The organism is Methylobacter sp. BBA5.1 (assembly GCF_000746145.1).
In the GTDB taxonomy this organism is placed as follows: Bacteria; Pseudomonadota; Gammaproteobacteria; order Methylococcales; family Methylomonadaceae; genus Methylobacter; species Methylobacter marinus.
In genome coordinates this window covers 1-22,877 of sequence record NZ_JQKS01000007.1, presented here as the reverse complement: position 1 = coordinate 22,877, position 22,877 = coordinate 1, and the positions used below count along the sequence as shown (strand labels likewise).

The window sequence follows — 22,877 nt, the reverse complement described above, 5'->3', positions numbered from 1 at the left end:
CCATGGTCATGAGGTCAATAACGCCATTCCACCCAAAGCATCCGTGGCATCCAGGGCAGTTTTATCATGCTGATGCCCCAGGGCAGCTGGTCCATCAGAATATCGAAGGCTTTGCTTTCCACCTGCAAGCGCCAGTCGCCGTCATCGCGCCGGGTGATTTTTCCGGCGCGCAGCAGAAACGTGCCGCGCAGGCCGTCGATGCCGGTGTTTTTCAGGACGTCCCAGTGTCCGATCACGGCTTCGAGCAGAGCGGCCGCTTCTTCCGTTTCCGGATCGGTCAGGTCCATATCGGCCCCGGCGGGCGCCGTTAAGGGAATATTGCAGAGTATTTTCGGCAGCACCAGTTCATGCTCCGGCGCGATGCGCTGCCCGGTCGCCAGAAAATGCAGCAGGCACAGCGCGCGTTCGGGCTGAAGAATGACGTCGTTTTCGGAGGCGATGCCCAGGGCCTGGAAAAAACGGGGCAGAAACGGGTGCAGCAGAACCAGCCCGGCGTTTTCGATATAAATGCCTTCAGCCGCTTCAGGGTGCTGGTCTGGCCGGGCGTCTTCGGAAACCCTGCCGTCAGGGTTGCGGGCATTGCCGTTTATCGTGTTTTCAGAAGCGGGAAAACGCTGATCCGGCGGCTGATTTTCGGGCTCGCCTATAACGCCCGGCCAACTGCGCTCCAGCAGGGTTGCCAGATAGTGGCGCTGGATCGCCGTAACCGGCAGCTGTCGCCAGGCGGCGCGGATGATCCGGGTTTCCGTGTAAGGGCCGGAGCTTGTCATCAAGGCAAACGCCGCCTCCCACAGTTGTCTGGCAAAAGGTTTGATGGTCTCGGGCGCCAGTTCGACAGGGTTCAGCTGGCGCATAATATTCGCCATGATTGTTTCGAGGTCGGGAGCAAGCCGCTTCAGCAGGATTGCCAGAAACGCTTCGGAAAATTGCCGGACCAGACGTTGCCTGGCGCCGGCCGATGCCAGCGCGGCAAGGACAGCGCCGGAATGACGGCTTGAAGGGTTTTCCTGCCAGATCCTGAGCAGGGCTCGTTCCAGATTCTCGCCTGCCGGCAGGCGCAGGCCCCAGGGCAGCGTGCCGGTCGTCAAAAAATAAACCCAGGCTTCCTCGATGCGCTGCGGCGATGGTTTTTGCGTGATGCCGCCCGCGGCTGCCGCCTCATGCCCTGCAGGCGGTTGCAGCGTTCGCAACGACTTTTCAAGCGCCCGCCCGACCAATCCGGGCAAGTCCTGCTCCAGCCGATCGAGAGCGATTTCGCCCACATCGATCTCCAGGCGCTCCAGCGACCAGTGTTCCGTCGCCGGCACGCATCGGTCCAGCGCGCTTTCAATCGCAGGAAACAGCCGGTTCCGGCACCAGTCCGGCAGACGGTTATGCAAGGCCAGGCCGTCGGCTTCGGTGCCGTTGACCCGGATATGCAGATGGTGCCGGCGGATGGTGTGGGTCATTAGCGCAAGTCTTTCAACGTTGAACTGAAACAGCCTTTGTCGCTGATTGCAGTCAGTCTTATGAAGCCGCCGGGCTGCCAGTCAATGGCTATTTTCTCGCCGACATAAAACGGCTCCTTGGTCGGCGTAGAAAAATCCCATACCCAGGCGGCGATGCCGGTCGTGGGCATTTCCTCGCTGATGGCGAAGATGAACCGCGTGTCGCCTTCCTCGTTCAAAACGAAATCGGGCTTCAGATCGAAGCCATCGCAAAGACTGACGAACTCGCTGCCTGTGCATTGGTTGCGCTGGCTGCAGGCAAAGGCGGGCACGCGGGTTTCTTTATTGTCCAGATCGAAATTGGTAAAGATTGCGCCATCGAAGGGGGCTGCACCGATGGCGTCATTGCCGTAGCGCACGGAAAAATTGCCGGAAGAGGCCGAGTTGCTGAAACTGAACTCGAAGGTGAAGCTGAAGGCGTCCTTGATAAAATGCTCTATCCAGAGAATACCGAAAGGATCGCTTTCATCCGGTGCATAGCTGATTGTCAGACGATCCCGGCTCAGTTCGCCGAAAGTCTCGTTGATGGCCTTGTTGACGGTTTCGTTGAGTTTTTCAGCGGCGGCGGCCAGCGCGGTTTTGAAGTCGCTGTTAAGGTCGTCGACGCTGATTTGCAGGAGATCGTCGGTGCCGCTCAGGTCGAGGTCCTGGCCATTAAAGCGCAGCTTGAGTCTGGAGGTCTGTTTGTAGCTCCGGTAACGCCCGTCATCCATGGCGGGCTGCAGCCAGAGCCGGTAGGCGCAGCGTTGCGACTGTCCGTCATCCGGCAAGTCGCAGGGCAATTGGCAGGTATGGGCGAGGATGGTTTCCACCGTGCATAGCCGCTTATCGGTGATGCGCAATAACAGGCTGGCGCCGCTCGCCGTCGGTGCGCTGGTATAGCTGGCGCCGTCCAGCGGCGCGTCGTTGACGGTATAAGGCGGAGTGCCTCCGGTAATCGAGAGGGTCGCGACGTAAGTCTGGCCGTCTTCCGAGCATTTGAACTCCGGTTCGCCGAGGCGCAAGGGTTCGGGGATGACGACGGTTTGCGGGGCCGACACGGCGTCGCCGGCATCCTGGATGACCAGAGTGTGTTCGCCGGCCGTCAACCGGACCGGGTTGACCAGATCCTGGAAATCCTGTTCGTCGATTTTGATCCGGTAAGGCGGTGTGCCGTCCTTGACGGTTATCGTGACTGCCGCTGCCGGCGCTGCCGGGTCCGATTCCGTGCAGCCGATGGCGACGGTAAAGGTCGGCGGCGTTTTAGGCAATACGAACTGTATCGGCGCGCAGTCGGAGCAGCAAAGATAGGGTAGGTAAAAGTCGCCGATCACGGTGCCGTCGGCCAGGTCGTCAACCGTTGCGGCGATGATTTTGTCGGCCTTGCCGGCGAAATCGGGGGAGCCGAACGTGCCGGGAAAATCCGGTATCAGCGCCGACAGGTCGTCCAGCACCCGTTGAAGGTCCGCGTTGATGAGCGAAGGCTGCTGGAAGCGCAGGCGCTTGATGGCGTCCAGCAGGTCCGGGTCGGCAGGCATCCGTCCGCCGTCGGCCCGGGCCGCAACGCGGGTTGCGGCGTCTCTGACCGGGGCGGCCGCGGCAGGTTCCGGCCGGACAAAGACAAAATCCCTCAGGTTGGCCGCATGGGCGTGCAAGGGCAGAATGATGCCCGCCGAGAAAGGCTCGACGCGCCGCACGACGGCTTTGAGTCCGGCGGCAGGGCCGGTTTTCGCCGCCGGCTTCTGATGGTAGACCAGAATGAACGTGCCGCCCAGCGGTACGCCGGCTTTGTGCTGAATGCCCGGATGTTCCGGCAAAAAGTTGCCGAGAAACTGCTTTTTCTTCAGCGCCCGGACGCGGCGCGCATATTCGTCGTACAGGGCCTTTAAGGCGTCCGGCTGGCAATTGTTCAGCAGATCCTCCAGCCGGTCGTCGATTTCCTCCCAGTTCAGGACAGCGGAGTTGCCGTCGAGATTGGCGATGCCGTGTTCGCGCCTTGCTTCGATGGCTTTGACGACAATGGCGAGATTGCTGAAACGGGTTTCGACGTCGTCGAAATCGATGTCGGCGAAATCGTCAGGCAGCGCGTCACTCAGTTTAATGAGATAAAAAAAGCTGTAATAGACCAGCATATCGCCGGGAGGAAAGATATTGATCCAGCTTGCCATCAGATTGGCGTCGATGTCCGGCACGACGCCGCCTTGCTGGGTTATATAATCTTCAAAGGCGCGGCCCAGGGTATTGGTCTGCACCAGAAAATCGGGCGCGTACCGGTTGATGACGGCGAATTGCGATTTCACCGGCGTCTTTACCGGCGAGTCGGTATCGAAAGGCAGGTGGTAAAAATAGGTCAGCGACTTGATCAGGGCGCACAGCAGTTGTTCGCGCGTCACGTCGTAAAGGGTCTCAAGATCCTGAAACCGGCAGTTTTCCTTGTTTACATCAATGGGCGCGGTGTCGTCGAAAGCCCCCGTGCGCAGCGCGATGAGTTGGATGGGCAGGCGATGGCTGGACTTGATCGACAGCAGGGTATTCAGCACCATTTGATAGTTTTTACCCAGATGCCCCTCTATCCGCAGGAAATTGTAGGGTTCCAGATCATAGGCCAGCGGCTGGGCGACGAACGCAGGCGCGGCCGGCACATATTCGTCCGCGCGGTAACTCAGGTTGTGATGGGCTCTGAGGCGCCGGGTTTTCTCTGGATTCCACAGCCGATACAACGGCGGTTCGCCGGTTTGCTGGTAATAATAGGGAATGGCTTTTTCGGACAACGTCACATCGCCCAGTCTGGACGGCGTGATGCGAATTTGCGAGTCTATGGGAATATGCGTCAGCTGCGGCTTTACCGGCGGCAAAGCGGGCGTGTGCGTAAAGCGGTCGATCATCTCCGCCATGCGCCGGAACAACAGCACGACTTCGCGGGTGCGCCGCTCGCAATCGCCGATGGCGGCGGAGGGCAGAAAGCGGTGACGATATCCGGGCGCATCGGTTTCCCCGGCCGGAAACAACAGGCCCAGCATCAGATGCCGGGGGAACAGTTTTTCGGACGGGCAGCAGGCGCACAGCAAATCCACGCCCTGCCAGCGGAATTCATCGTAGGCGCGGATCAGGTCGTCGAAGAAATCATAGTAATAGGGCAGAAAGCGCACCTGCTCGGCGCTGGCCGGGGCGCTGTCCAGAAAACCGAACCGGGCCATAAAGCCGCCGAAGGGATCGCTGGCATAGGCTTTTTTCAGGATGGGCTGAAAAGCCTGATAGGCGCGGGTCAGCGCGTCGCCGAGGGCGGCGGCCAGATCGCCGGCGCTGAAGATTTTCAGGAAGGCCGCCAGCACGTCATGGCTGGTCACCGGCTGGCTGTCCGGTACGCTAAAGCGCGGCAGACGCAGATCCGGCAGGTCCAGCTGCGCCGCCAGCCTGGCTTCCAGATCGCCCGGCCCCAAATCACCCGATGCATCGTTCGCATTGGCAATGATGCTGTCGAGATCGGCTTTGCCGATTAAGAGACGCCGGACCTTGACGGTGACGTCCGAACCCTTGTCGTTGCAGTTGTTGGGGCTGCAATTGCGCAGGGCGGCTTTTTTCAGCTCAAGAAACAGCAGCACCGCCTTGTCATCCAGGAAGCCCGCAGGGTCGGCCAGAGGCGCGGTATTGGGTTCGCCGGCCGGAAACAGTTCCCACAGCGGATATTGCTGGCTGGTCGCGCTGTTTTTGAAGGCCGGATAGTCGATGTCAGCGGGCAATTCGTAGGTCCGGTACGCAACCAGCGCCAGATCGTCCGGTTCCATGATCAGATAGCCTTCCGAGGTGACGCCGCAGCCTCTGGACAGGAAAATCGTGCCCGGCGCTTCGTCAAGCCTGATCTCCAGACCGCAGACGATGCCGATGCCGATCAGGTTGGCCCGCGTCAGGCGCTGCTGCTCGTCCAGATAGCCGAACATCTGGTTCAGATGGGCATTGGTCAGTACCTGATTGGCTTCGAAGACCGGATAGTTATCTTTTAGTGGTTGCATGGCGATGTCACTATTGTCAGAAGTTTCAGAGGGTTTGGGCCGGCTGGCGGGCGTGGAGCGATCCCAGCGCGGTGCTGCCGAGGCGCACCGGGTTTTGATCGCTGCCGTCGTCGCAATCGTGCAGGGTCGCATCCGGATAAACGTTGCGCAGTCCGGCCAGCAGGTTGACGACCTGCCACAGGCGGAACGACACTTCCCGATAACCGGCATAGCGCTCATCCAGCAGCGTCTGTAGGGCCGCGGCCGTGCCGGTTCTGAACGTGGCGTCGGCACAGAAGGCCGGCGCCTGGGCGTCGCCTTCTTCACGCAGGCTGATGGTGATCGGCTGGAAATCGGTGAGATCGCCGAAATCGCGGCCTTGCTGAACGTTGCCGCTCATCCACTGGTAAAAGGCCGTGCCGTATGCGCTCAGAATGCCGGCGCTACACCGGCACAGATCCGCGGCCGAAGCGCTCAGCAGATTGGCCGACAGGATGGCGTGAAGCTGTTCCGGCAGGCGTTCTTCGGTCCAGTCGATTCTGGCGTTGGCTTCCAGCCACTGGCGCCAGGCATTTTCAAAGCGCTCGAACTGCCAGCCGGTGAGCGCGATGGGCTGAAAATAGTCCAGCATCAGTGCGACAATCTGCTGCCAGAGCGCGTCATCAATCACGACCGCGCAATCCAGGCCATTGGCGTCCAGGGTGTCGAACAGCGTCTGCAATTCGGCTTTCAGTTCATCCGGCTGGAAATTGCGCAGGATTTTGTCCTGATACCACAGCCTGAAGGCATCGCTGAAGCGCTGGTAAAGCGCCGTCGCGCAGCCGCAGGCCTGTTCTTCGTCTGCGCTGGCCGAGGCCGCGCTCAGCAGCTTCGCCACGTTGCCGACGATCGGATCGCAAGGATCGGCCGTGAAACCGTCGTTGCCGACCCAGCAGATCTTCGCGAGCAGATGGGCGGGCGTTTCCCGGCGGATGGTGCGGTCGGCGAAACCGCGCAGGTCCATATTGTCGTTGTGAGGCGCCGTCCAGCCGGGCATGACCCAGGTCAGGCGGAACGAATAGGGGTCTTCGTCGCCGCAGGTCCCGCAGCCGCCGCTGACGCAGGCCGGGTAGAGCGCATCGCCCGGGAACTTGGGCCGCAGCAGCAGATGTTCGACGACGATGGCGCGCTCGTTGGCGCTCCAGCCGAGCAGTTCGGTCTTGAGCGCTTCGGCTTCGCTTTCGCTTGCCAGCGGCTCCGACTGGCCCAGCGGGTTGTCGTCGGCATCCTTCAGCTTGAGCAGATAGCCGGCCGCTTCGGGCGCAATGTCGTATGCCGCCGGATTGCTCATGGCCGCGAGCAGCGCCTGCCAGGCCTGGCGTTTGGCGTCTTCGTCGTCGCCGGCGTCGACGACCAGGCTGCCGGCAAACCAGCTGTGCTGCTGGGCGTCGACCAGCTGGTAGGTTATCGTATAAAGGCTGCCGGCCGGCTCGCCGGCATCCATGCTGAACACCAGGTCGGGAAAGCCCAGCAGCAGGCTGACGCGTTTCTTGATGCCGGCCGGGTTGTCCTGCGAGACCGGCAGGGTGTAGTTGAAGGCCTTGCCGCGATCATGGCTGATGCCGGGATAGGCGGTCAGGAAGGCAAGCTTGTCCTTGATCAGGTGATCCTGCGCGGCCTGGCCTTGCGAGCGGGACAGCAGCAGCGCGTATTCGCCAAATTGCTCGCCGAAACGGGCCATCAGATGATCGAGGAAGCGGTTGCGCCGCTCGTGGAATTCCGGCTTGGTTTCCGTCATCGCTTCCAGCTCGGCGGTACCGAGACCGTCGGTCAACTCGTCATAGCCCTTGATGACGGATTCGCTGAATGCCTTGAAGAAATACGTGCGGTCCGTCGTCGGGTCGAGAGAGAACAGGTCGGCGGTATGGGCGATCTGCGCCAGGGCGTTGGCGATGAGCTGCTCGAAGACCAGCAGGTAAGCCTTGAGCTGCCGGGCCTGCGCCTTGCGCTGGCCGGATGCGTGAGACGGCAGGCCTTCCGGGCCGATGCCGTAAGTCAGCGGAAAACCGTATTGCAGCGGAAAATAGGCTTCGGGATCGCGGAATGTGCCTTCGGGGATGGGCAGGTCGTTGAGCGTGTTTTTGATTTTCGGCCGCTCCATCTCGCCGCGCAACTGTATCAGGGTGTCGTAGGCCTCGTCTTGTCTGGGCGCGAACGGCAGGCCGTTTTTGAAAAACAGGAACCGGGACAGCTCCCTGTGGAAACGGGGCTGATGCAGGGGGCTGATATACAGCAGCCAGGCCGCGCTGATTTTATCGCTGTCGAATACCGGGCTGCCGTCGCTGGCCCAGCCTGGATCGGCGGCGCCTTTGACGATATTGCCTTCGGCGTCGTATTTGCTGAGCAGCAGGTTATTGACGGCAATGACGCCGTCAATGTCCATCAGGCTGTTGATGAGGTCGGAGACGCGTAAAACGGTTTTTAAACCGGAAGCGTCAAGGTCCGCCTTTTTGATAAAGCCGTTGCTCAACTCGGGGCCGTTGAAAATGTCTTCCACGGGCGTGCTGTCGGACAGCAGTTCCTGCAGGGAGTAAAAGGGCACGGGCGGATTGAAATAGCGTTCGACAGCCAGCCAGATCTCGGCCTGTATCCGTTCGATATCGGCATCGGGCTTGGTTTCGACATCGGCGCAGACGCTCACATCCTCGATATCGACGAGCCGGATGCGGCAATAATCCTCGTCCAGGTTCCGGTGCTTTTGCAAGGCGTCCCTGGCGGCGCCGACGGCCGCTTGCGTTCCGATCAGCTTGTTGCGGTAACGCCGGATGAAGCCCGCCGATGTGGTGTCTTCGAACAAGGCCTTCATGCCGGCGGCCGTTATCTGGCTTTTGGCGGTGACATCGCCGAAAACGCGCAGCGCGGCAGGGCCGATGCTGATTTTTTCGCCGCCCGGCAAAAGTTCCAGCTCGAAGCGCACATACCAGACCTGGCGCCAATGATCGCGCAGGTATTTATCGCGCCCGGCGTCATCCAGCAATGGGTCTGTCAATACGTCGTAGGTTTTGGTGGCGCCGATGCTCACCTTGACGGTGAACGAAGCGCCGTTCAGGCCCGAGAAGGCGTCTCCGCTGTCGATGAACAGCCGTCCCTGTTCGGGATTTGCCAGTTGCCAGTCCGGGAAGCGCATTTCCATCGCTGTCGGGTGCGGATCGCCTTCGGCGTCGAAAACGCTGAAGGCATGCCTGATCTTGCGGTCGTTCAGGTCGCCCAGTTCGGGGGCCGCTTCCAGTTCCAGCAAGACCTCGTACAGACCTTGCGGCTCGACTCGTTTGGGATGCAGCGCTTCGTCGGGTTTCTGATAGGAAAGCTGCAGTTGATCGTTCTGGCACCAGGCGTAATAGCTGAAGCCGCAGGCGCAATCCTTGCAGAACACCCAGGCATTGCGTACGGGCTCAAGGTCGATCAGCAGGCGGCGGAAATCGTCCGGCGTCAGCGGATTGACCGTCAGGATGTCGCGCGCGGTGAAAAAGGCCTGATCCGGGAAGGGCGTTTTGGCGTCTGCCGGCGGCGAGGCGGGCGTCAGCAGGTCGGCGATAGCCCAGCCGCTGCGGTAGGCCAGGTCGGTAATGGCGTAACACAGGTTTTCGAGAAGAGTGATGCCGGGGTCGTGAGTGTTGTAGTCCGTCCATAAACGGCTGCCCATCTGTTCGATAAAGCCGATGCCTTCGCGCCGGAGACGGTAGTAATCCTCGGCGGCTTTCAGTTCGGGCTGTTTGGGCAGGCTATCGGGTATCTTGTTCATACGGATTCACACGGACAGGTGCTGTCGGCCGTTGTTTGCTGGGCGGGGTCAATGACTTCGATCGCGTGATGCCTGGCCGAAACCAGTATCGATACCGCTTTCGAGCCTTCTATTTCGGTCGCGTCCTGATCGACGACCTCGATTTTCTGGCCGTTGCCGTCGAGCTTTGTATAAGTATGGGACAGTCTGAAATCGGTGACGTAATCCACATACGGCTGTTCTTCCACAAAGTTGATCAGCACGGATTGATAAACCTTGCCGCCGAACGTCGGGCTGCCGCCGCCCGGGAAAGCCCAGGGCGAAAGGAAGCGGGTGATGGCTTCGTCGAGCTTGGCGGCATGGAACGTTTCATCGAAGCCGGTGTGGAAGCGCACCTTGAACTGCGCGCCGACTTCCTCGAACAGCGGATTTTTGACATGCAGTTTGACGAAGCAGGAAAGGCGCTGCTGCAGGAATGCCTTGATGGCCTCCAGCAGTCCCAGACTGGTATAGGGCCGCAGCGGATCGCGCAGGTTATGGAATTGCTGGTTCGGCACGGTGACGATCGTGACATGGCCCGGCGCCAGTTCCCGGTAGATGCCGCCGTCTTCATCGGGTTCGTAATGCGTATGGTTCAGGCATTTGGCCTGGTAAATCTGCGGAAAGGCTTCCAGCAGCAGATGTTCGTAATCCCAAAGCGCGATGGCCCGGTCCTTGTGCCGCAGGCGCTCGCTGACGCGGGTATAAAAGGCGTCGGGCTGCTCGGCGCCTTTGCCGCCGAACCCCGGAAACGGCTGGCTGACGCTTTTGACGGCGGCGTGGGGCGTGTCCAGTTTGCTGATGGTGCCTGCCGGCAGGGTTTGGGCGGCAAAGGCCGGATCGTTGCCGTTGTCTTTGAAGGTGGCGCTCAGGCCCTGCGCCGCGACCATCTGCAGGCGGCATACCGCATCGCTTTCCGCGGCGACGGCGGCCCTGATCCAATGTTGCCCGGCCGGCAGCAGGGTATTGGCTGATGAAGCGTCATCCGGCACCGAGAAAGTGATGATGCCGGAATTCAAAAGTCCGGACGTGCCGTCCTGTACAGTGTTTTCGGGAAAGCCGACCCATTCGTTGTCGCGCAGATAACTCCAGTGGATATGCGGCTGCGGTTTGACCGATACCGGATCGGCCGTGCCGTCGGCCACCTGGAAGAACAGCGCCAGATTCTGCGGCGGCCGCAGGTCGGCGATGCCGATATAGCATTCGGCCTCATGCTGGACGGGGTGATTGGCCGGCAGTTTTTTATCGAAGCCGTTGCCGCCGGCGCTGTTCAGATGCCTGAACTGCGGCAGTAAATAGAGAGACGGATCGGGGGCGCCGCTCGTCAGAAACGGGTGCTGCTCGGCGAGGCCGAACGGGGCCAGATGAAAGAAACGGCCCGGTCGCGCGTCGAAATCGGTTTGCTGGCCGCTGCCGGTCAGCAGGGTTTGCGTCGCCGTGTAGTCCAGCGTCAATTCGGTAATGAACGGGCCGGCAGGCGGGACGGGTTTGGGATTGGGGGTGACTTGATTGATGACATTGTCTATGTAAGTGGCCAGGGCCTGTTCATACAAACTCTGGCCAAAATCGCCGGAGAGTTTCAGGCGCACATAGCCATGCCGGGACGCCGTGTTGAACATCGCCTGTTCCGACAGATCAGGTTTGTCCACATACGGTTTTACCTCGCTGGCAATGCCGCTCAGCAGTTCAAATTCGGTTTCGTCGATATCAAAAGCCAGCGTTTCCACGGCTGACCATTGGCCGTTCTGCAAAAAGTCCACGCCGATTTTGACCGTGGCGCCGGGGTAGGGAGCAGGCGCGGTTTGCCAGTCTATGTTTAGCGTGCAGGATGACAGTTGCTTTTGGAAGCCTTCCCTGGAGCCGATCACCAGGCTGCTGTGAGTCGCGGGCGATGCGCCGAACGGCTGAAACGGCTTGGACGTGTCGACCGGGCCGAAGTCATTGGCAACCGCCAGGGTTTTCAGGCCGATGACCTCGACGTCCAGATCGATTTTTTGCACACGGACGGACTCAAGTCCGGCATAAAGAAAATCGCTGTTTTCGTTGTGTGTCAGTTTCAGCAGCAGCACCGGCAGATCGGTCCCGAAACCGTAGCCATGCGTTTTGGCCGAATAAGGCACGACGGACGGATCGGCGCCGCCCAGGCGGACTGTCAGCAGCAACTGGCCGTTGACAGGCGAGGCGAATTTGGTTACTTCGGCCTGAAACCAGCCTTTTTCGCTGCTGACGAAACAGGCGACCTCCGCTTTATGATCGGCGTCCAGGGTGCCGGCCGGGTCGATGGCGAAGCGCAGCGTGATGGTCCTCACGCCTTCGGCCAGCATTAAGTGGTGCGAAGCCACGGCAAAGCCGATTTCGGCTCCGGGCATTCTGATTTCGGCCAGTTCGCCCTGGCTGTACAGCTTGTTAAAGAAGGGCTGCCAGGACTGATCGGCGGATGTGAGTTTCGCGCCCAGGCCGTCGTCTGAATTGGCGACCGGCGAGGCGAACAGGCGGCCGCTCTGGTAGGGCAGACTGTCATGCTGGGCGTTGGCATGCCGATAGACGGTTTTCAGCGCGGTGACTTTGCTCCGGTTGGCGACAAACGTCCGGTCATTGGCATAGAAGACATCGATGCCCGAATCGTCCTTGCCCGCTTTAAACAGCGCGTCTGCGGCTATTTCGTGGCTATCCGCCTGTTTGGCCAGTTCCACCAGAAGATGGACATGGCCGGGTTCGGCCGGTTTTTCCTTCAGGCGCAGGATCTGCCGGTAATAAAAATCCAGATGGCGCGCCGTCAGGGTATTGGTTTCCGCGCGGACATAGTCGAATAACCGCAGAAAGGCCAGGAACAGGGCGTAGTGCGGTTCGTGATCGTCGCGGCCGGTCAGGGTCTGCTGCAAGGACTGTCTGGCCTCCGCGACCGTGCGGACATAGACTTTCAGGAACTGGTCAAAGACGGACTTGAAGAGATTGTGCGTGGCGATGTGATTGATGCGTTCAAACACGCCGGCGCCGCTGCCGTAAACCGAACTGTCCGGAGCAATGCCCGACAGGTAGGCGTTCCAGTCGGGATCGGAAGTCGTTATCCAGTCTGCGGAAAACTCATAGTGGTAAATGCCGGTGAAATCCGTTGTCGGCGCGCCTAACAGAACCATGTCGGGGTGGGCGCCTGCAAAATCGGTATCGGACTTGGGAAAGGCTTCGTGGTAGGCGATCAGCCTTTTCAACTCCGGCGCCAGCTGGTTTCGGATCAGGTTGCGCAAGGTGTGCTTCAGCGGGATTTCGGGCGCCAGCTCTTCCTTCAACTGTTCCAGTTGTCTGGCGAGCGTGCCGATTATGCTGAACAGATAGCCCAGGCGTTGTTTCAGTTCGGTTTCCTTGTCAGGCGCGTCGTTGCCGAGATTGTTCAAAAAGTCGAAAGAGGCCTTGACGCTGCTTTTGTAATAATCGATGTCCTGTACCGCGGCAATCGCCAGTTGCACCGAGGCATCGCGGCTGAAAAAGGGCGCCCAGTCGCCGGTCGCGACGTTATTGAGGTCATAAAACTTCAAATGTCCGGCATAGGCTTTTGCAAACACCAGCGCATGTTCGAGCTTTCTTTCATCGCTCGGCGCGTAAGCGGGATTCAAGGGCGCGGGAAAGCGCTGATCCTGGCGGGTGCCTTCGTGGACCAGTTTCAAGGGATCGGTGTTTTGCTTGCAGTTGCCTGAATTCGCCATGATTAAACGCCCTCAGGCAAAAGGTTGACGGTTGTAGCGAGGTTAATGTCGGTGCCCTCCAGTTTGTAGTAGGGGTAGACGAAGTTGAATCTCGAATTGGTGGCTTTCACCCGGTAAACGATGTCTATCAGCACCACGCCTTCCCGCTCCCGGCTGTCATTGAGCTGCACTTTTTCCAGGTGGATGCGCGGTTCGTGATACAAGATGGCCGATGCGATCTTGTCGGCCATCAGCGTTTTCATGCGCGTATCCAGATTCTCAAACAACAATTCGTCCAGATTGCAGCCGTACTGCGGCAGCATGATCCGCTCGCCCGGTCTCGTGCCGAGCAGTACTTCCAGACTGGAGGCGATATCGGATTCCTGCTCCAGCATCTCGACCCGGGCGCTGCCGGCATCGAAGGAGGGAGGGAAGGACCAGCCGCGGCCGAGAAAGGGACGATCCATATCAGCCACCGATTAACACAGTCAATGCGCCGGGCGGCAGGATTGCGCCGCCTCCGGCGGTCAGGTCGCCGATTCTGGCCGCCGGCAGGCCGTTGATCTGAACGGTTGCCGAACCTTTGATGACGGCATCGGCTCCGCAGTTGTCGCCCAGGCGCGCCGCGGGAAGTCCGCCGATGAACACAGTGGCCGCTCCGGGCGGCAGGATCGGCATGGGAACGCCGGAGGTCGCGGTGCTGGTGATCAGGTCGGTTACGCGTGCTGCAGGGGGCATCTTGATGGCTCCGGGTCAGTTGATTTGAACGATGCCGCCCTGGATGACCGTGGTGGCACTGCCTTTCAGGGTGGTGCTGGCGCCCGATATTTCGGCGCTGCCGCTGCCTGATGCCTTGAAGGCGGTCTGGGCTTTCAATTCGGTGTTCATGCCTTCGATTTTTATGTCCTTGGCGGCTTTCAGGATCAGGTCTTTGGTGCTTTCGATTTTGATGCCGCTGTCGTCGAGGGTGATTTTGTTGCCGTTCTGGTCTTCCAGGGTGATGCCCTTGTCTTCTTCGGACAGCCGCATCCGGTTGCCGCCGGGCGTTTCCAGCGTGACGATCTTTTTTTCGTCATCAAAGGTGAATTTCATTTTTTCACGGCTGACATAGCCTTTGCGGTGGTTGTCATCCTTGGCCGGTTCCGGTACGGGCTTGGCGCTGCTGTGGCACATGCCCAGAATGACCGGGTAGCGGGGATCATCGCTGAGAAAGCCGACGATCACTTCATCGCCGATTTCAGGGCGGAAAAACGTGCCGCGTTCCTTGCCGGCGTCCAGCGTCGCGACGCGCGCCCAGACACCTTCCTCGGCGGTGCTGATCAGGGGCAGCCGCACCCTGATGCGGTCTTCGCCTTCGGGGTCTTCCAGCACGGTCACGATGCCGGTCTGCAAACCGCTGACGGCCGGCAGCAGTCCCGCGGCCGGCAAGGGGCGCAGGTTGTAGGTTTCGGCGAACAATTCGGTGCTCAGGCCCAGCTGGACATCGGTTTCCCAATTGCCTTTGGCGAAGCTGTGGCGGACGCCGGATACATACAGTTCGCCTTCGAAGCGTTCGCCGATCCCGCTCACCTGAATGATCCTGTCCGGCAGGGCGCCGGCGAAGCCCTGGAATTTCGCCCGCCCCCGCACTTTGGCCAGACGCTCTCTCAGCAGCCGGCCGTCGGCCCAGGCCTGTAATTCGGGCTGGCTCAGTTTGCCGCCGTGCCTGATGGTTTGAGGATCACCGCCGATCACATCGGCGAGGCCGGCATATTCGAGATTGCCGCCGCCGGTAATGGCGGGTTCTTTCGCTTCCGCGGTCAGCAGTTCCTGATCGCTTGCGTTCCAGCTCTGGGCGGTGATGCCCTTGCTTTGCCAGCGGGCGTCGATTTCGGCGTCGAGTTCCAGCAGCGTGGAACCGTATTGAACGGTAAGTATGGAGGATTCGGAAGCGGCGGGCGGCGCTACGGTAATCCTGCCGTCCTCAACCTTGACGATCAGGCCGTTGGCTTCGGCGCGGCACAGCAGGAAATCCCAGTCGCTGGCATCGTACTGCACCACTTCTTTCAGCGCCGCCGGTGTGGCGGCGATGTCTTTCTGCAAACCGTAGCGGCCGATAAGGTCTTCCATGATGTCGCTGTCCTTTTGGTCGGCATAATAGCGGCTGTGAACGCCGTGGGTCATTTTTACCGCTTCATCGCGGCATTCCACGATCAGCTGCGCGCCGTTCTTGCGGATTTTGATGCTGTGCCTGACGATGATGCCTTTAAAGACCGGCTCGTTCTGCGAGCGGTAGCCGAGCTGGATTTCAATTTTCCTGCCCGGAATGAAATGGTCGGTGTTGCTGGCCTTGAACGTCGCCTTGGCGGCTTCGCCATCCTGTAAATGAAGGGTGGCGGTGGGAATCCTGTTCAATTCCCGGCTCACGTAAATCGACAGCACATGGAATTCGCCGGAGATCTGCGCGCCGTCGATGAGTATGGCATGGGTGCAGACGTCGGGTGTTGCCGGGGTAGGGATGGTCGATTCGTTGTTCATGGCCATTCAGCGGGCTTGGTTAACGCAGCGGTGGAAACACCAGGTCGGTTCCCGGGACCAGATGCCGAAAATTACCGAGGCCGTTGGCTTTCGCCACCTGGAGATAATATTTCGGATCGCCGTAAATCCGCTGGCACATCAGCGGCAGAGTGTCGCCGGCCTTGACCTTGCGCACGTGGGTCAGATCGGGTGAGCTTTTGTCCTCCTGCAGGGCGCGTTTTTTCTCTTCAATGCTGCCTTTGAACCTGACCTTGGCAACGGCGCGTATCGGCTGGCCGTTGGGGTTGAACAGCTTGTAGTTGATGCTGAGTTCGACAGCCCGGCCTTTGAAAATCAGATTGCCCCAGACCAGTTTCAGATGATAAGGCTCGTGGGATGCCCCCTGATAGCCGGTCAGCATTTGCCGGAAATGGTTGACATCGTCGAATACACCGTCGGGATTGGGTTTGCCGTCGATGATGCCGGTGTTGTCGAACAGGAACTCGAAGGAGAGTTCTTCCGGCAGCGTATATTCGAATTTCGCCTGCGCAGAGCTGGTGCCCTGGCCCTGTCCGTCCGACGTTTTGACCTTGTAGTCCAGCGTGTAGGTTTCCGGGTTGATCAGGGCTTCGAATTTGTCTTTGGCTTCCGGCTGACCGCCGTTTTCGGCGTCTTCGGACGTTTCGAAAGCAAGGATGAGCATCTTTTCCAGTTTGCCAGTCATCAGCGTTCCTGTTTGTTTTGCAATATTTGCAGTACCTGCTCGACGCACTCCGCGACGATGGCTTCCCTGACTTCATCGTTGTCGGCGCCGATCGCGTTTTTGCCGGCGCCGGCCGGTTTTGCGCCGGGCGCCGGGCCGGGCGACGTATCGACCGAGACGTGGATGTGCAGCTCTTTTATCTCAATGGGCATTGTCCGTTACCGGTTTGTCGATCATGGCGCCGCTCTCTACTGAATGGTGAAATAGCGGTAAGTCAATTCCAGCGTTTCAATGACGATTGCGCTTTCGTTGGCGTTCAAGTCGCTGACCAGCCATTTTTTCGGCACGGCGTGGGAGATTTTCCAGGTCCTGAGCGGTTCGCTTTTCTCGTTCATCAAAATCACGTTGATATCCGCCGGCTTGAAGGTGCGGTCGCGAAAGGCGTCGAGAAACCACTTCAGCACGGCCGAGTCCGTCAGCATGCCGCGCTTCAGCACCAGGTCGGCGTATTTGGTGCGGACCGGCAGCTTGTGCTCAAAGCGGTTTTCTCCGCCTTCCTTGAAGGTTTCATAGTCGTATTCCACCGACAGGCCCGACACCGACTGAAAACGCACGTCGTTCTTGTCCTGGCTGATGCCGAATTCGACTTTGTAATAAAAACCCAGCGGCGGATAGTAATCAATCATCGGCCGGATTCCGTCAGACTTTCATCAGTTTCAGGCCTTCGTGCGCCACTTCAATGCTTTCCACGGCGATTTCGTTGGCGTCCGATTTGAGATCGGGCGCGGTCACCTTGACCGGAAAGCAGCGGGTGGCCGACCAGGCGGCGACCGGTACGTGCTTTTCGTTGAGCAGGCGGATGATCAGGTCTCGACGGCCGTTGACGCGCTCGTTGGCGACGTCTTCCAGCCAGGTGTTATAGTCGAAGTCGCCTTCGAATTTACCGCGTTTCAAGGTGATATTGCTGTTCTTGACCATGCCCGGCATGCTGATTTTGTTGAAGTCTTTGCTGTCGCTGTGCCGGTATTCGATTTTTTCCCTTTCCATGACCAGGCCGGTCACTTCGGTGAAGCTCATTTTTGCGCCGCCCCAGTCGACCTGAAAATGAAATCGGGGAATCGGATATTCTTGTGCCATGATGGTTATCCTTGTTTTTTAATTTAAAGAATAGATCGTTTCAGTGCATTGCTTAGGATTCCGCCATTTTGTGCGAAAACTTGAGGACGATGAATTCGGCGGGACGCACGACGGCCATGCCGATTTCGATGACCATGCGGCCTTCGAGAATGTCCAGGGCCGTCATGGTCTTGCCCAGCCCTACGGCGACGTAAAACGCGTGTTCCGGCTTGATGCCCTGCAATGCCCCCTGGCGCCAGAGCACGGTCAGGAAGTTCTCGATCATGGCCTGCACGCGCACCCAGGTGTTGGCGTCGTTCGGTTCGAACACGAATGGCTCGGTCGCTTTCTTGATCGATTCTTCGGCAAAGTTGAAAAAGCGCCGGACGCTGACGTAGCGCCATTCATTGTCGTTGCCGGCCAGGGTGCGCGCGCCCCAGACCAACGTGCCCTTGCCGGTGAACGCGCGGATGATATTGATGGATTTGCCGGCGTTGGCGTCGACGTTATAGGATTCCTGTTCGTATTGTGAAATTTTCACCGCCGGGCCGACCACCGCGTTCAGGCTGATATTGGCGGGCGCTTTCCAGACGCCGCGATCCCGGTCTGTCGCGGCATATATCCCGGCAATCGCGCCCGACGGCGGCAGCACATTGAGGGCGTCGGCGGCTTTCGTCACCAGATCCTTGTACAAGCCGAACGCCGTCAGCAGCGCGTCGTTCAGGGTCTTTTCGTAATTGCTTTGCGTGGCTTCCAGGAAGCGGAAAAAGGCAATGGCTTCGTTGGCGGCGGCCAGTGCCGGCACTACGGCTACCTTGCCTCGCTGGTTGGCCGTTGTGGCGGAAGCGTATGCGCCGGTCACTTCGGCCGGAGGAGCGGGGGGAGGCGTCAGCAGTGTGGCTCCGTCGGTAAACCCCAGGAACCCGGCCACAGCATCGAGGTCTGCGCCGGATTTTACCAGTTCAATTTTGTCGGCAGCGCCCAATCCGTTCAAAAATTTATGGTGGTTCGCCAGCGTTGCGAGCGCGGTTTTCATATTGGAACCGGCGATATATTTCTCGATATCCTCTTTCAGCTTGAAGCGGTTATTGGCCGCAACCGGTGCAGCGTCGTAGCGCAATTTTATTTCCTTGACAATGCCGACCATGTAGTCCGTTATCGGCTGCAATACCGCCTGCATCTGCGCCGCCGTCGCATTTGAAGCCGCCGCGTTAAAGGCATCGAGCAGTCCCTTTAAACGGTCATCCAGGGTTTTGTCCGCGCCGCCGGAAAGGGTGTTTTTCTTGGTCAGCGCCTCATTGACAAAATTTTCCACATTGATCAGGTCCGCAATCAGACTCTGAAGCTCCGCATCGGCTGTCAGGCTGCTCAACTGGACAGACGTTCCCACACCGTCCCGCTGCAGCTTGACATTGCGGCGCAGGAGCGTGCGCGGCAAGTTTGCCCTGATCCACGGGCCATAGGCTGCGCCGTATTTCAGGTGGTTTATGCCGATCTTTTCCCTGAATTCGGCCACGGAACTCTCGAATGCGTTACTGTCAACCGCCCTGGTCAGATCGCAGAGGGTTACGCGGTCCATCAGCTTATTGCAGTGCGCCAGGGCTTTTTTCTGGAATTCATAAGGTCCGCTCGTGTCCGAGACAACGTCCGGCGAAAGGATGATGGTCGGCTCGTCTTCCTGCTCCAGCAGGTCGATAGCCGCTTCGAGGTCGGCAGAGGACAGGCTGTCCGAGTAAGAGCCGACCGAAACAATGTAGCAGTTGCCGCCGCCATTGGCGTAAAACAGGCGCAGGCTGTCGTACAGATAATGCTTTGCCGTGGCTTCGGCCCGCACAAACTGGTTGTTGGTATCCAGCAGCAGGGTGACGTCCTGAGAAGGCGCGCCGCCGAAAAGCAGTTCATATTCGGCAATGGATTCGATTTTCGTCGGCTTGTTGGCCAGGGATTCGCCGCTGAGATCTGCCTTTTCGGTATAGCCGATAAACGCCGGAATTGCCGTTTCCACAGGTGCGATGGAAGGCGGAAACTGGGGGATTTCTTCGATGTAAACGCCGGGGGTTTTGTACATTGTTGCCATGCTTTTCACCTTGGTATTTTGACAATGAGGATGTTATGTGAAAATTTCCGAAACAAGCCGGGTGATTTTGGTGCCGCTTTTTTCCGCTTTAACAAAACCTGCCGACGGTTTCTGTTTTGAGCCTGCGTTGCCAAAATAGGTTAATGGGAGCGGATTGGGCTCTGTGGATTTCACAGCGCCCGTATTCTTGTCAAAGTATCGCCGGAGGGTCGATCGATTCTTGAAGCGAACCTGGAAAACCGGGTGCGGCGCTTTGGCGATGCCGTTGTCGTCAATAAAGCTGAAGTCGTCATCATCGGCCCTGACCGGCGACAGGCGGATCAGGGCGAATACATCGTCCGGGATGGCGTCCGTCAACTGGATTCCGCGCTCGGGTGCGCCGGCAAGGCCGGGAGGCGGTACGATGGCGGGTATGTCGCCTTGATGAACGAACACAGGCAAAACGGCGGCATCCGCATTCAATAGCTGGGAAGTCGGATCGGCTGCGTCGCCGTCGCTGGTCAACTGCATCAGCTTGCCGGCTGAATCGATCAGGTATTCGACCTTGTCGCCGGCGCCGCCCGCGGAATAGGGGCTCGATAAAAACAGCGTTTTGTCGGCGCCTGCGCCGCGCGCAGCGCCGGTCAGATTCGAAAGAACGAAAACATTGGTTTTATAGCGATAGGCTTTATCTTCAGGTTGATGATAAAGCGCGCGAATTTCCCGGGGCGGCAGCGTCAGGGCGGTGTAGTTGAAGAAATCGGCATGGGAAACGGTGACAATGAATTCGAACAGCGTATCGGCGGGAATGACCTGAAGGGCGGGAGCCGCCACTATCAAACCCGGTGCCGTATCTTTATAGACGCAATTCAGGGCCTGTAAAGCTTTTGCGGTGGCCGCGGTTGGGACTACCGTCAGAAAAGGCCGCCTGTCATAGCCGTGCAATCGTTTGTTCTTTCGGGACGGGTCGCTGATCAGGTCAAACACGGCAGCGCCTTCATCCAGCCAGTAATGGTGCAGCAGGCGTACCTCGAACAGAGGCCGATACCGGTTGCCGATACGTTCAGTCATGGATTGGCCGGCGGGGTTTTGTGATGAAAATCACTGACCACTTCCGTAATCAGGCCGCTTTCGCTTTGTACCGCCTTGAATTTCAGATCGATCATGCGCAGCATATACAAAACGAAGGGGTATTGCTTACCCCCCAGGGTTCCCCATAAATGATTGACTTCCTCCATGGTCGGCGAATACAAATCAAAGATCAGCTTAAACGCTTCCAGCTGGTCCAGAGGGTTATTGGGCGCATTGGCCGTTATTGAGCCGGGCGAGACATTGTCCGGCGTAAATACGTTCTTATGCTGAAAAAAACAAATGGCTCGGGATAATACCAATAACGCATCGCTGTAATTAGTATGCGTTGCTGAAATCAGTATTTGCAGATTAAGAAAAACAGGCGGGTTTTCGTAGCTGGCCTTGAGCGAGACATCGTCGCGGACATAATTGGGCAGATTTTTTAGCGCTTTCTCTTCCTTGATATTAACCACAGACAATATAAGCTTGTTTCTGGCAACGCCGCCGCTTCCCGGACCGCCTGCAAACCCTTCCGCTATATTACCCAGGTCGACGATCGGCGCGGCCATCTGAAAAACATCGTCAAGATGCTGATTCATTTCATTTATTACAATGGTCAATGCATGCGCAATCATCTAATAAATCCATCTTATAAAATCATATTTACAGGTCTATGTAATATTGAATGTCTTATCTGTTGTATTTCCTTATTTAATAGCCTGGAATTAAATGGCATTCCAAATAAAACACTTGATAATCAATGACATGGTCATTATATTGATAACCTTGTGCATGATGCGGCATCGTCCGGATGCAGAAATATAGACCCTTATGGCGACTGTTTTTCAAAGTGTAAACCGGATTGTAAATTTTTCAATGCCTATTGGTTTTTATTCTGAAACTCTTTGCCCGTCGTTAGTATATTTTGATTTATATTTCGCAATTGTTAAGGCTGTTTAAAAAATGAATATGTGTATGTTTTTAATAAATATTATTTAAACCTTTGTCTCATATATTATTGTATGTTGATATTCTCAATTTGCTTTAAGCGCCAATCCTGTCGTGAGCAGATTAAATTAAAGGACAAATGGGGGATATGAAATACCTATTATTCATTTAATTATTATAAATTCTCGTTGTTTTTTTACTCTTAAAAGCAACAGCGGTCAACCGATTTAAATTGCTAAATGTGATAAGGGTAACAGATGGTTCAGGGCAGGGATTATAGGGTGGTCTAATACTAAAGGGCTTGAAAATAGAAGAGCATGCGAATGGAATGTTTATTCACAAGGTATTTACAAAAAGTGGTGAAACAATGATTTTAATAGGGCCGAAAGCAAAAACCTTTTTTCTAGCGGCATGGTTGCTCGCACAGGCCTCTTTTTGCTTTGCCATCGATAATCCGGATGCGCCTGATCTCGTTGCAGACTTTGAATCGCGCAGCAAGAAATATGAGATCGTTATTGAGAAACAAGCGCAAAATCAAGAGGAAATCCTCAAGGCATATGTTCAGTACAGTGACTTTCTCGATCAAGAACTCAACCAAGCCTATACGGCTTTAAGCAAACAGCTTAATGCTGACAGCAAACAGTCCTTGTTACACTCACAGCGGCTATGGATTCAGTTTCGCGATGCGGAGTACAGCTTTATCGATAATAACTGGACATTAGATAATTTTGGATCGTCGTCCGCTATTTCGCGCAGTGCATACCAAACAACCATTATAAAGAATAGAGTGGTTGAGCTATTGCATTACTTAAAAAACTATCCAGAAACTAACAACTAATCTTCTGCGATTCTTGTGCTTCGCAGGCCAATACGCAATCGCCGCTGATTTTTTAGCCGGACGAGGTTGCAAAAGTCCGTTCCGCTTGACTTCAAAACTTACGACTGCATTGGGTAGACGATAGGCTGCCAATATTAGATTCAACATGAGATCATTGAAAATCCTCATTGTCCTCGCTGTGATAGTCGGCAGCGCAGCTGTTATCTGGATGATGGATGAATTGTAGGGTGGATTTGCCTTGGCAATCCACCAATAAACGGTGCCTTAAAACCGTCATATTCCGCAATATTGCTGGCCTGTCTGTAATGGCGGTTTGCTACGCGAAAATGCCTTATTTAACTAAGGATTTGGCTAAAAATGACTTCTTGAAACTGGAATCTTGCATAGGATGATGATATGGACTCCTCTTCACTCCCACGGTGTCATAATGCACCCAACAATAAACAACGGAGCAAAGAGGAGCCCGAAATGAATGATAATGTAGTTGGCCTGGACATCGCAAAGAACATCTTTCACTGCTATAGCCTGAACGCCGAGGGCAAAGCGATCAGGAAAAAGCTCAAGCGAGCAGAATTGCTGGCTTTTTTCGCCAATTACCCGGCGAGTCTGATTGGCATAGAAGCTTGCGGCGGAGCCCATCATTGGGGGAGAGAACTGACTAAGCTGGGGCATCAGGTCGTGCTGCTGAATGCCCGTTACGTCAAAAACTTCGTGG

The 22,877-nt window shown here is 57.3% G+C and carries 15 protein-coding genes and 1 pseudogene; 2 read left to right on the top strand and 14 right to left on the bottom strand.

From position 1 onward, the window contains the following. Window positions 1–14: 14 nt before the first annotated feature. Genes EK22_RS06085 through EK22_RS06020 form a run of 14 tightly spaced genes read right to left on the bottom strand, consistent with a single transcriptional unit; the run spans window position 15 to window position 21,011 of the window. On the bottom strand, window positions 15–1,448 hold the full coding sequence (locus EK22_RS06085) for a contractile injection system tape measure protein (RefSeq protein WP_036249023.1): 1,434 nt from the start codon (window positions 1,446–1,448) through the stop codon (window positions 15–17). Then, window positions 1,448–5,476 carry a hypothetical protein gene (locus EK22_RS06080; RefSeq protein WP_036249020.1) on the bottom strand — a complete coding sequence of 1,343 codons (4,029 nt, stop codon included), beginning with the start codon at window positions 5,474–5,476 and terminating at the stop codon, window positions 1,448–1,450. Before EK22_RS06080 ends, EK22_RS06085 begins: the two co-directional genes overlap by 1 nt. A gap of 25 nt (window positions 5,477–5,501) precedes the next feature. Continuing rightward, window positions 5,502–9,236: a hypothetical protein gene (locus EK22_RS06075; protein WP_036249017.1), complete on the bottom strand. Its 3,735-nt coding sequence runs from the start codon at window positions 9,234–9,236 to the stop codon at window positions 5,502–5,504. Then, a complete protein-coding gene (locus EK22_RS06070) occupies window positions 9,233–12,955 on the bottom strand; it encodes a baseplate J/gp47 family protein (protein WP_036249015.1) in 3,723 nt (1,240 codons plus the stop codon). The genes EK22_RS06075 and EK22_RS06070 overlap by 4 nt, the downstream gene beginning before the upstream one ends. 2 nt (window positions 12,956–12,957) lie before the next feature. Then, window positions 12,958–13,401: a GPW/gp25 family protein gene (locus EK22_RS06065; protein WP_020160890.1), complete on the bottom strand. Its 444-nt coding sequence runs from the start codon at window positions 13,399–13,401 to the stop codon at window positions 12,958–12,960. 1 nt (window position 13,402) lies between these two features. Further along, window positions 13,403–13,672, bottom strand: coding sequence for a PAAR domain-containing protein (locus EK22_RS06060; RefSeq protein WP_020160891.1), 270 nt, complete (start codon window positions 13,670–13,672; stop codon window positions 13,403–13,405). 15 nt (window positions 13,673–13,687) lie between these two features. Next, window positions 13,688–15,451 carry a type VI secretion system tip protein VgrG gene (gene vgrG / locus EK22_RS06055; protein WP_036249223.1) on the bottom strand — a complete coding sequence of 588 codons (1,764 nt, stop codon included), beginning with the start codon at window positions 15,449–15,451 and terminating at the stop codon, window positions 13,688–13,690. A gap of 19 nt (window positions 15,452–15,470) precedes the next feature. Continuing rightward, on the bottom strand, window positions 15,471–16,154 hold the full coding sequence (locus EK22_RS06050; RefSeq protein ID WP_036249013.1) for a CIS tube protein: 684 nt from the start codon (window positions 16,152–16,154) through the stop codon (window positions 15,471–15,473). After that, complete coding sequence (locus EK22_RS06045; protein WP_036249011.1) at window positions 16,154–16,345, bottom strand: DUF5908 family protein; 192 nt, start codon at window positions 16,343–16,345, stop codon at window positions 16,154–16,156. Before EK22_RS06045 ends, EK22_RS06050 begins: the two co-directional genes overlap by 1 nt. A 36-nt stretch (window positions 16,346–16,381) precedes the next feature. Next, window positions 16,382–16,819 (bottom strand): phage tail protein, encoded by a 438-nt coding sequence (locus tag EK22_RS06040; protein WP_020160895.1) that lies wholly within the window; start codon window positions 16,817–16,819, stop codon window positions 16,382–16,384. 13 nt (window positions 16,820–16,832) lie between these two features. Beyond that, a complete protein-coding gene (locus EK22_RS06035; protein WP_020160896.1) occupies window positions 16,833–17,270 on the bottom strand; it encodes a phage tail protein in 438 nt (145 codons plus the stop codon). 52 nt (window positions 17,271–17,322) lie between these two features. Continuing rightward, complete coding sequence (locus EK22_RS06030) at window positions 17,323–19,326, bottom strand: phage tail sheath C-terminal domain-containing protein (protein WP_036249009.1); 2,004 nt, start codon at window positions 19,324–19,326, stop codon at window positions 17,323–17,325. Between the two features lie 33 nt (window positions 19,327–19,359). Continuing rightward, the gene (locus EK22_RS06025; protein ID WP_036249006.1) at window positions 19,360–20,376 is read right to left on the bottom strand and encodes a hypothetical protein; all 1,017 of its coding nucleotides are present in this window, start codon (window positions 20,374–20,376) and stop codon (window positions 19,360–19,362) included. Next, window positions 20,373–21,011, bottom strand: a complete 639-nt coding sequence (locus EK22_RS06020; protein WP_020160899.1) for a Pvc16 family protein — start codon at window positions 21,009–21,011, stop codon at window positions 20,373–20,375. Before EK22_RS06020 ends, EK22_RS06025 begins: the two co-directional genes overlap by 4 nt. 614 nt (window positions 21,012–21,625) lie before the next feature. Between EK22_RS06020 and EK22_RS23050 the strand changes: the two genes are divergently transcribed. Both EK22_RS23050 and EK22_RS06010 read left to right on the top strand, forming a co-directional pair. Continuing rightward, window positions 21,626–22,162: a lysozyme inhibitor LprI family protein gene (locus EK22_RS23050; RefSeq protein WP_051961712.1), complete on the top strand. Its 537-nt coding sequence runs from the start codon at window positions 21,626–21,628 to the stop codon at window positions 22,160–22,162. Window positions 22,163–22,630: 468 nt separating this feature from the next. Further along, window positions 22,631–22,877: pseudogene (locus tag EK22_RS06010) on the top strand (IS110 family transposase); the annotation flags it as partial.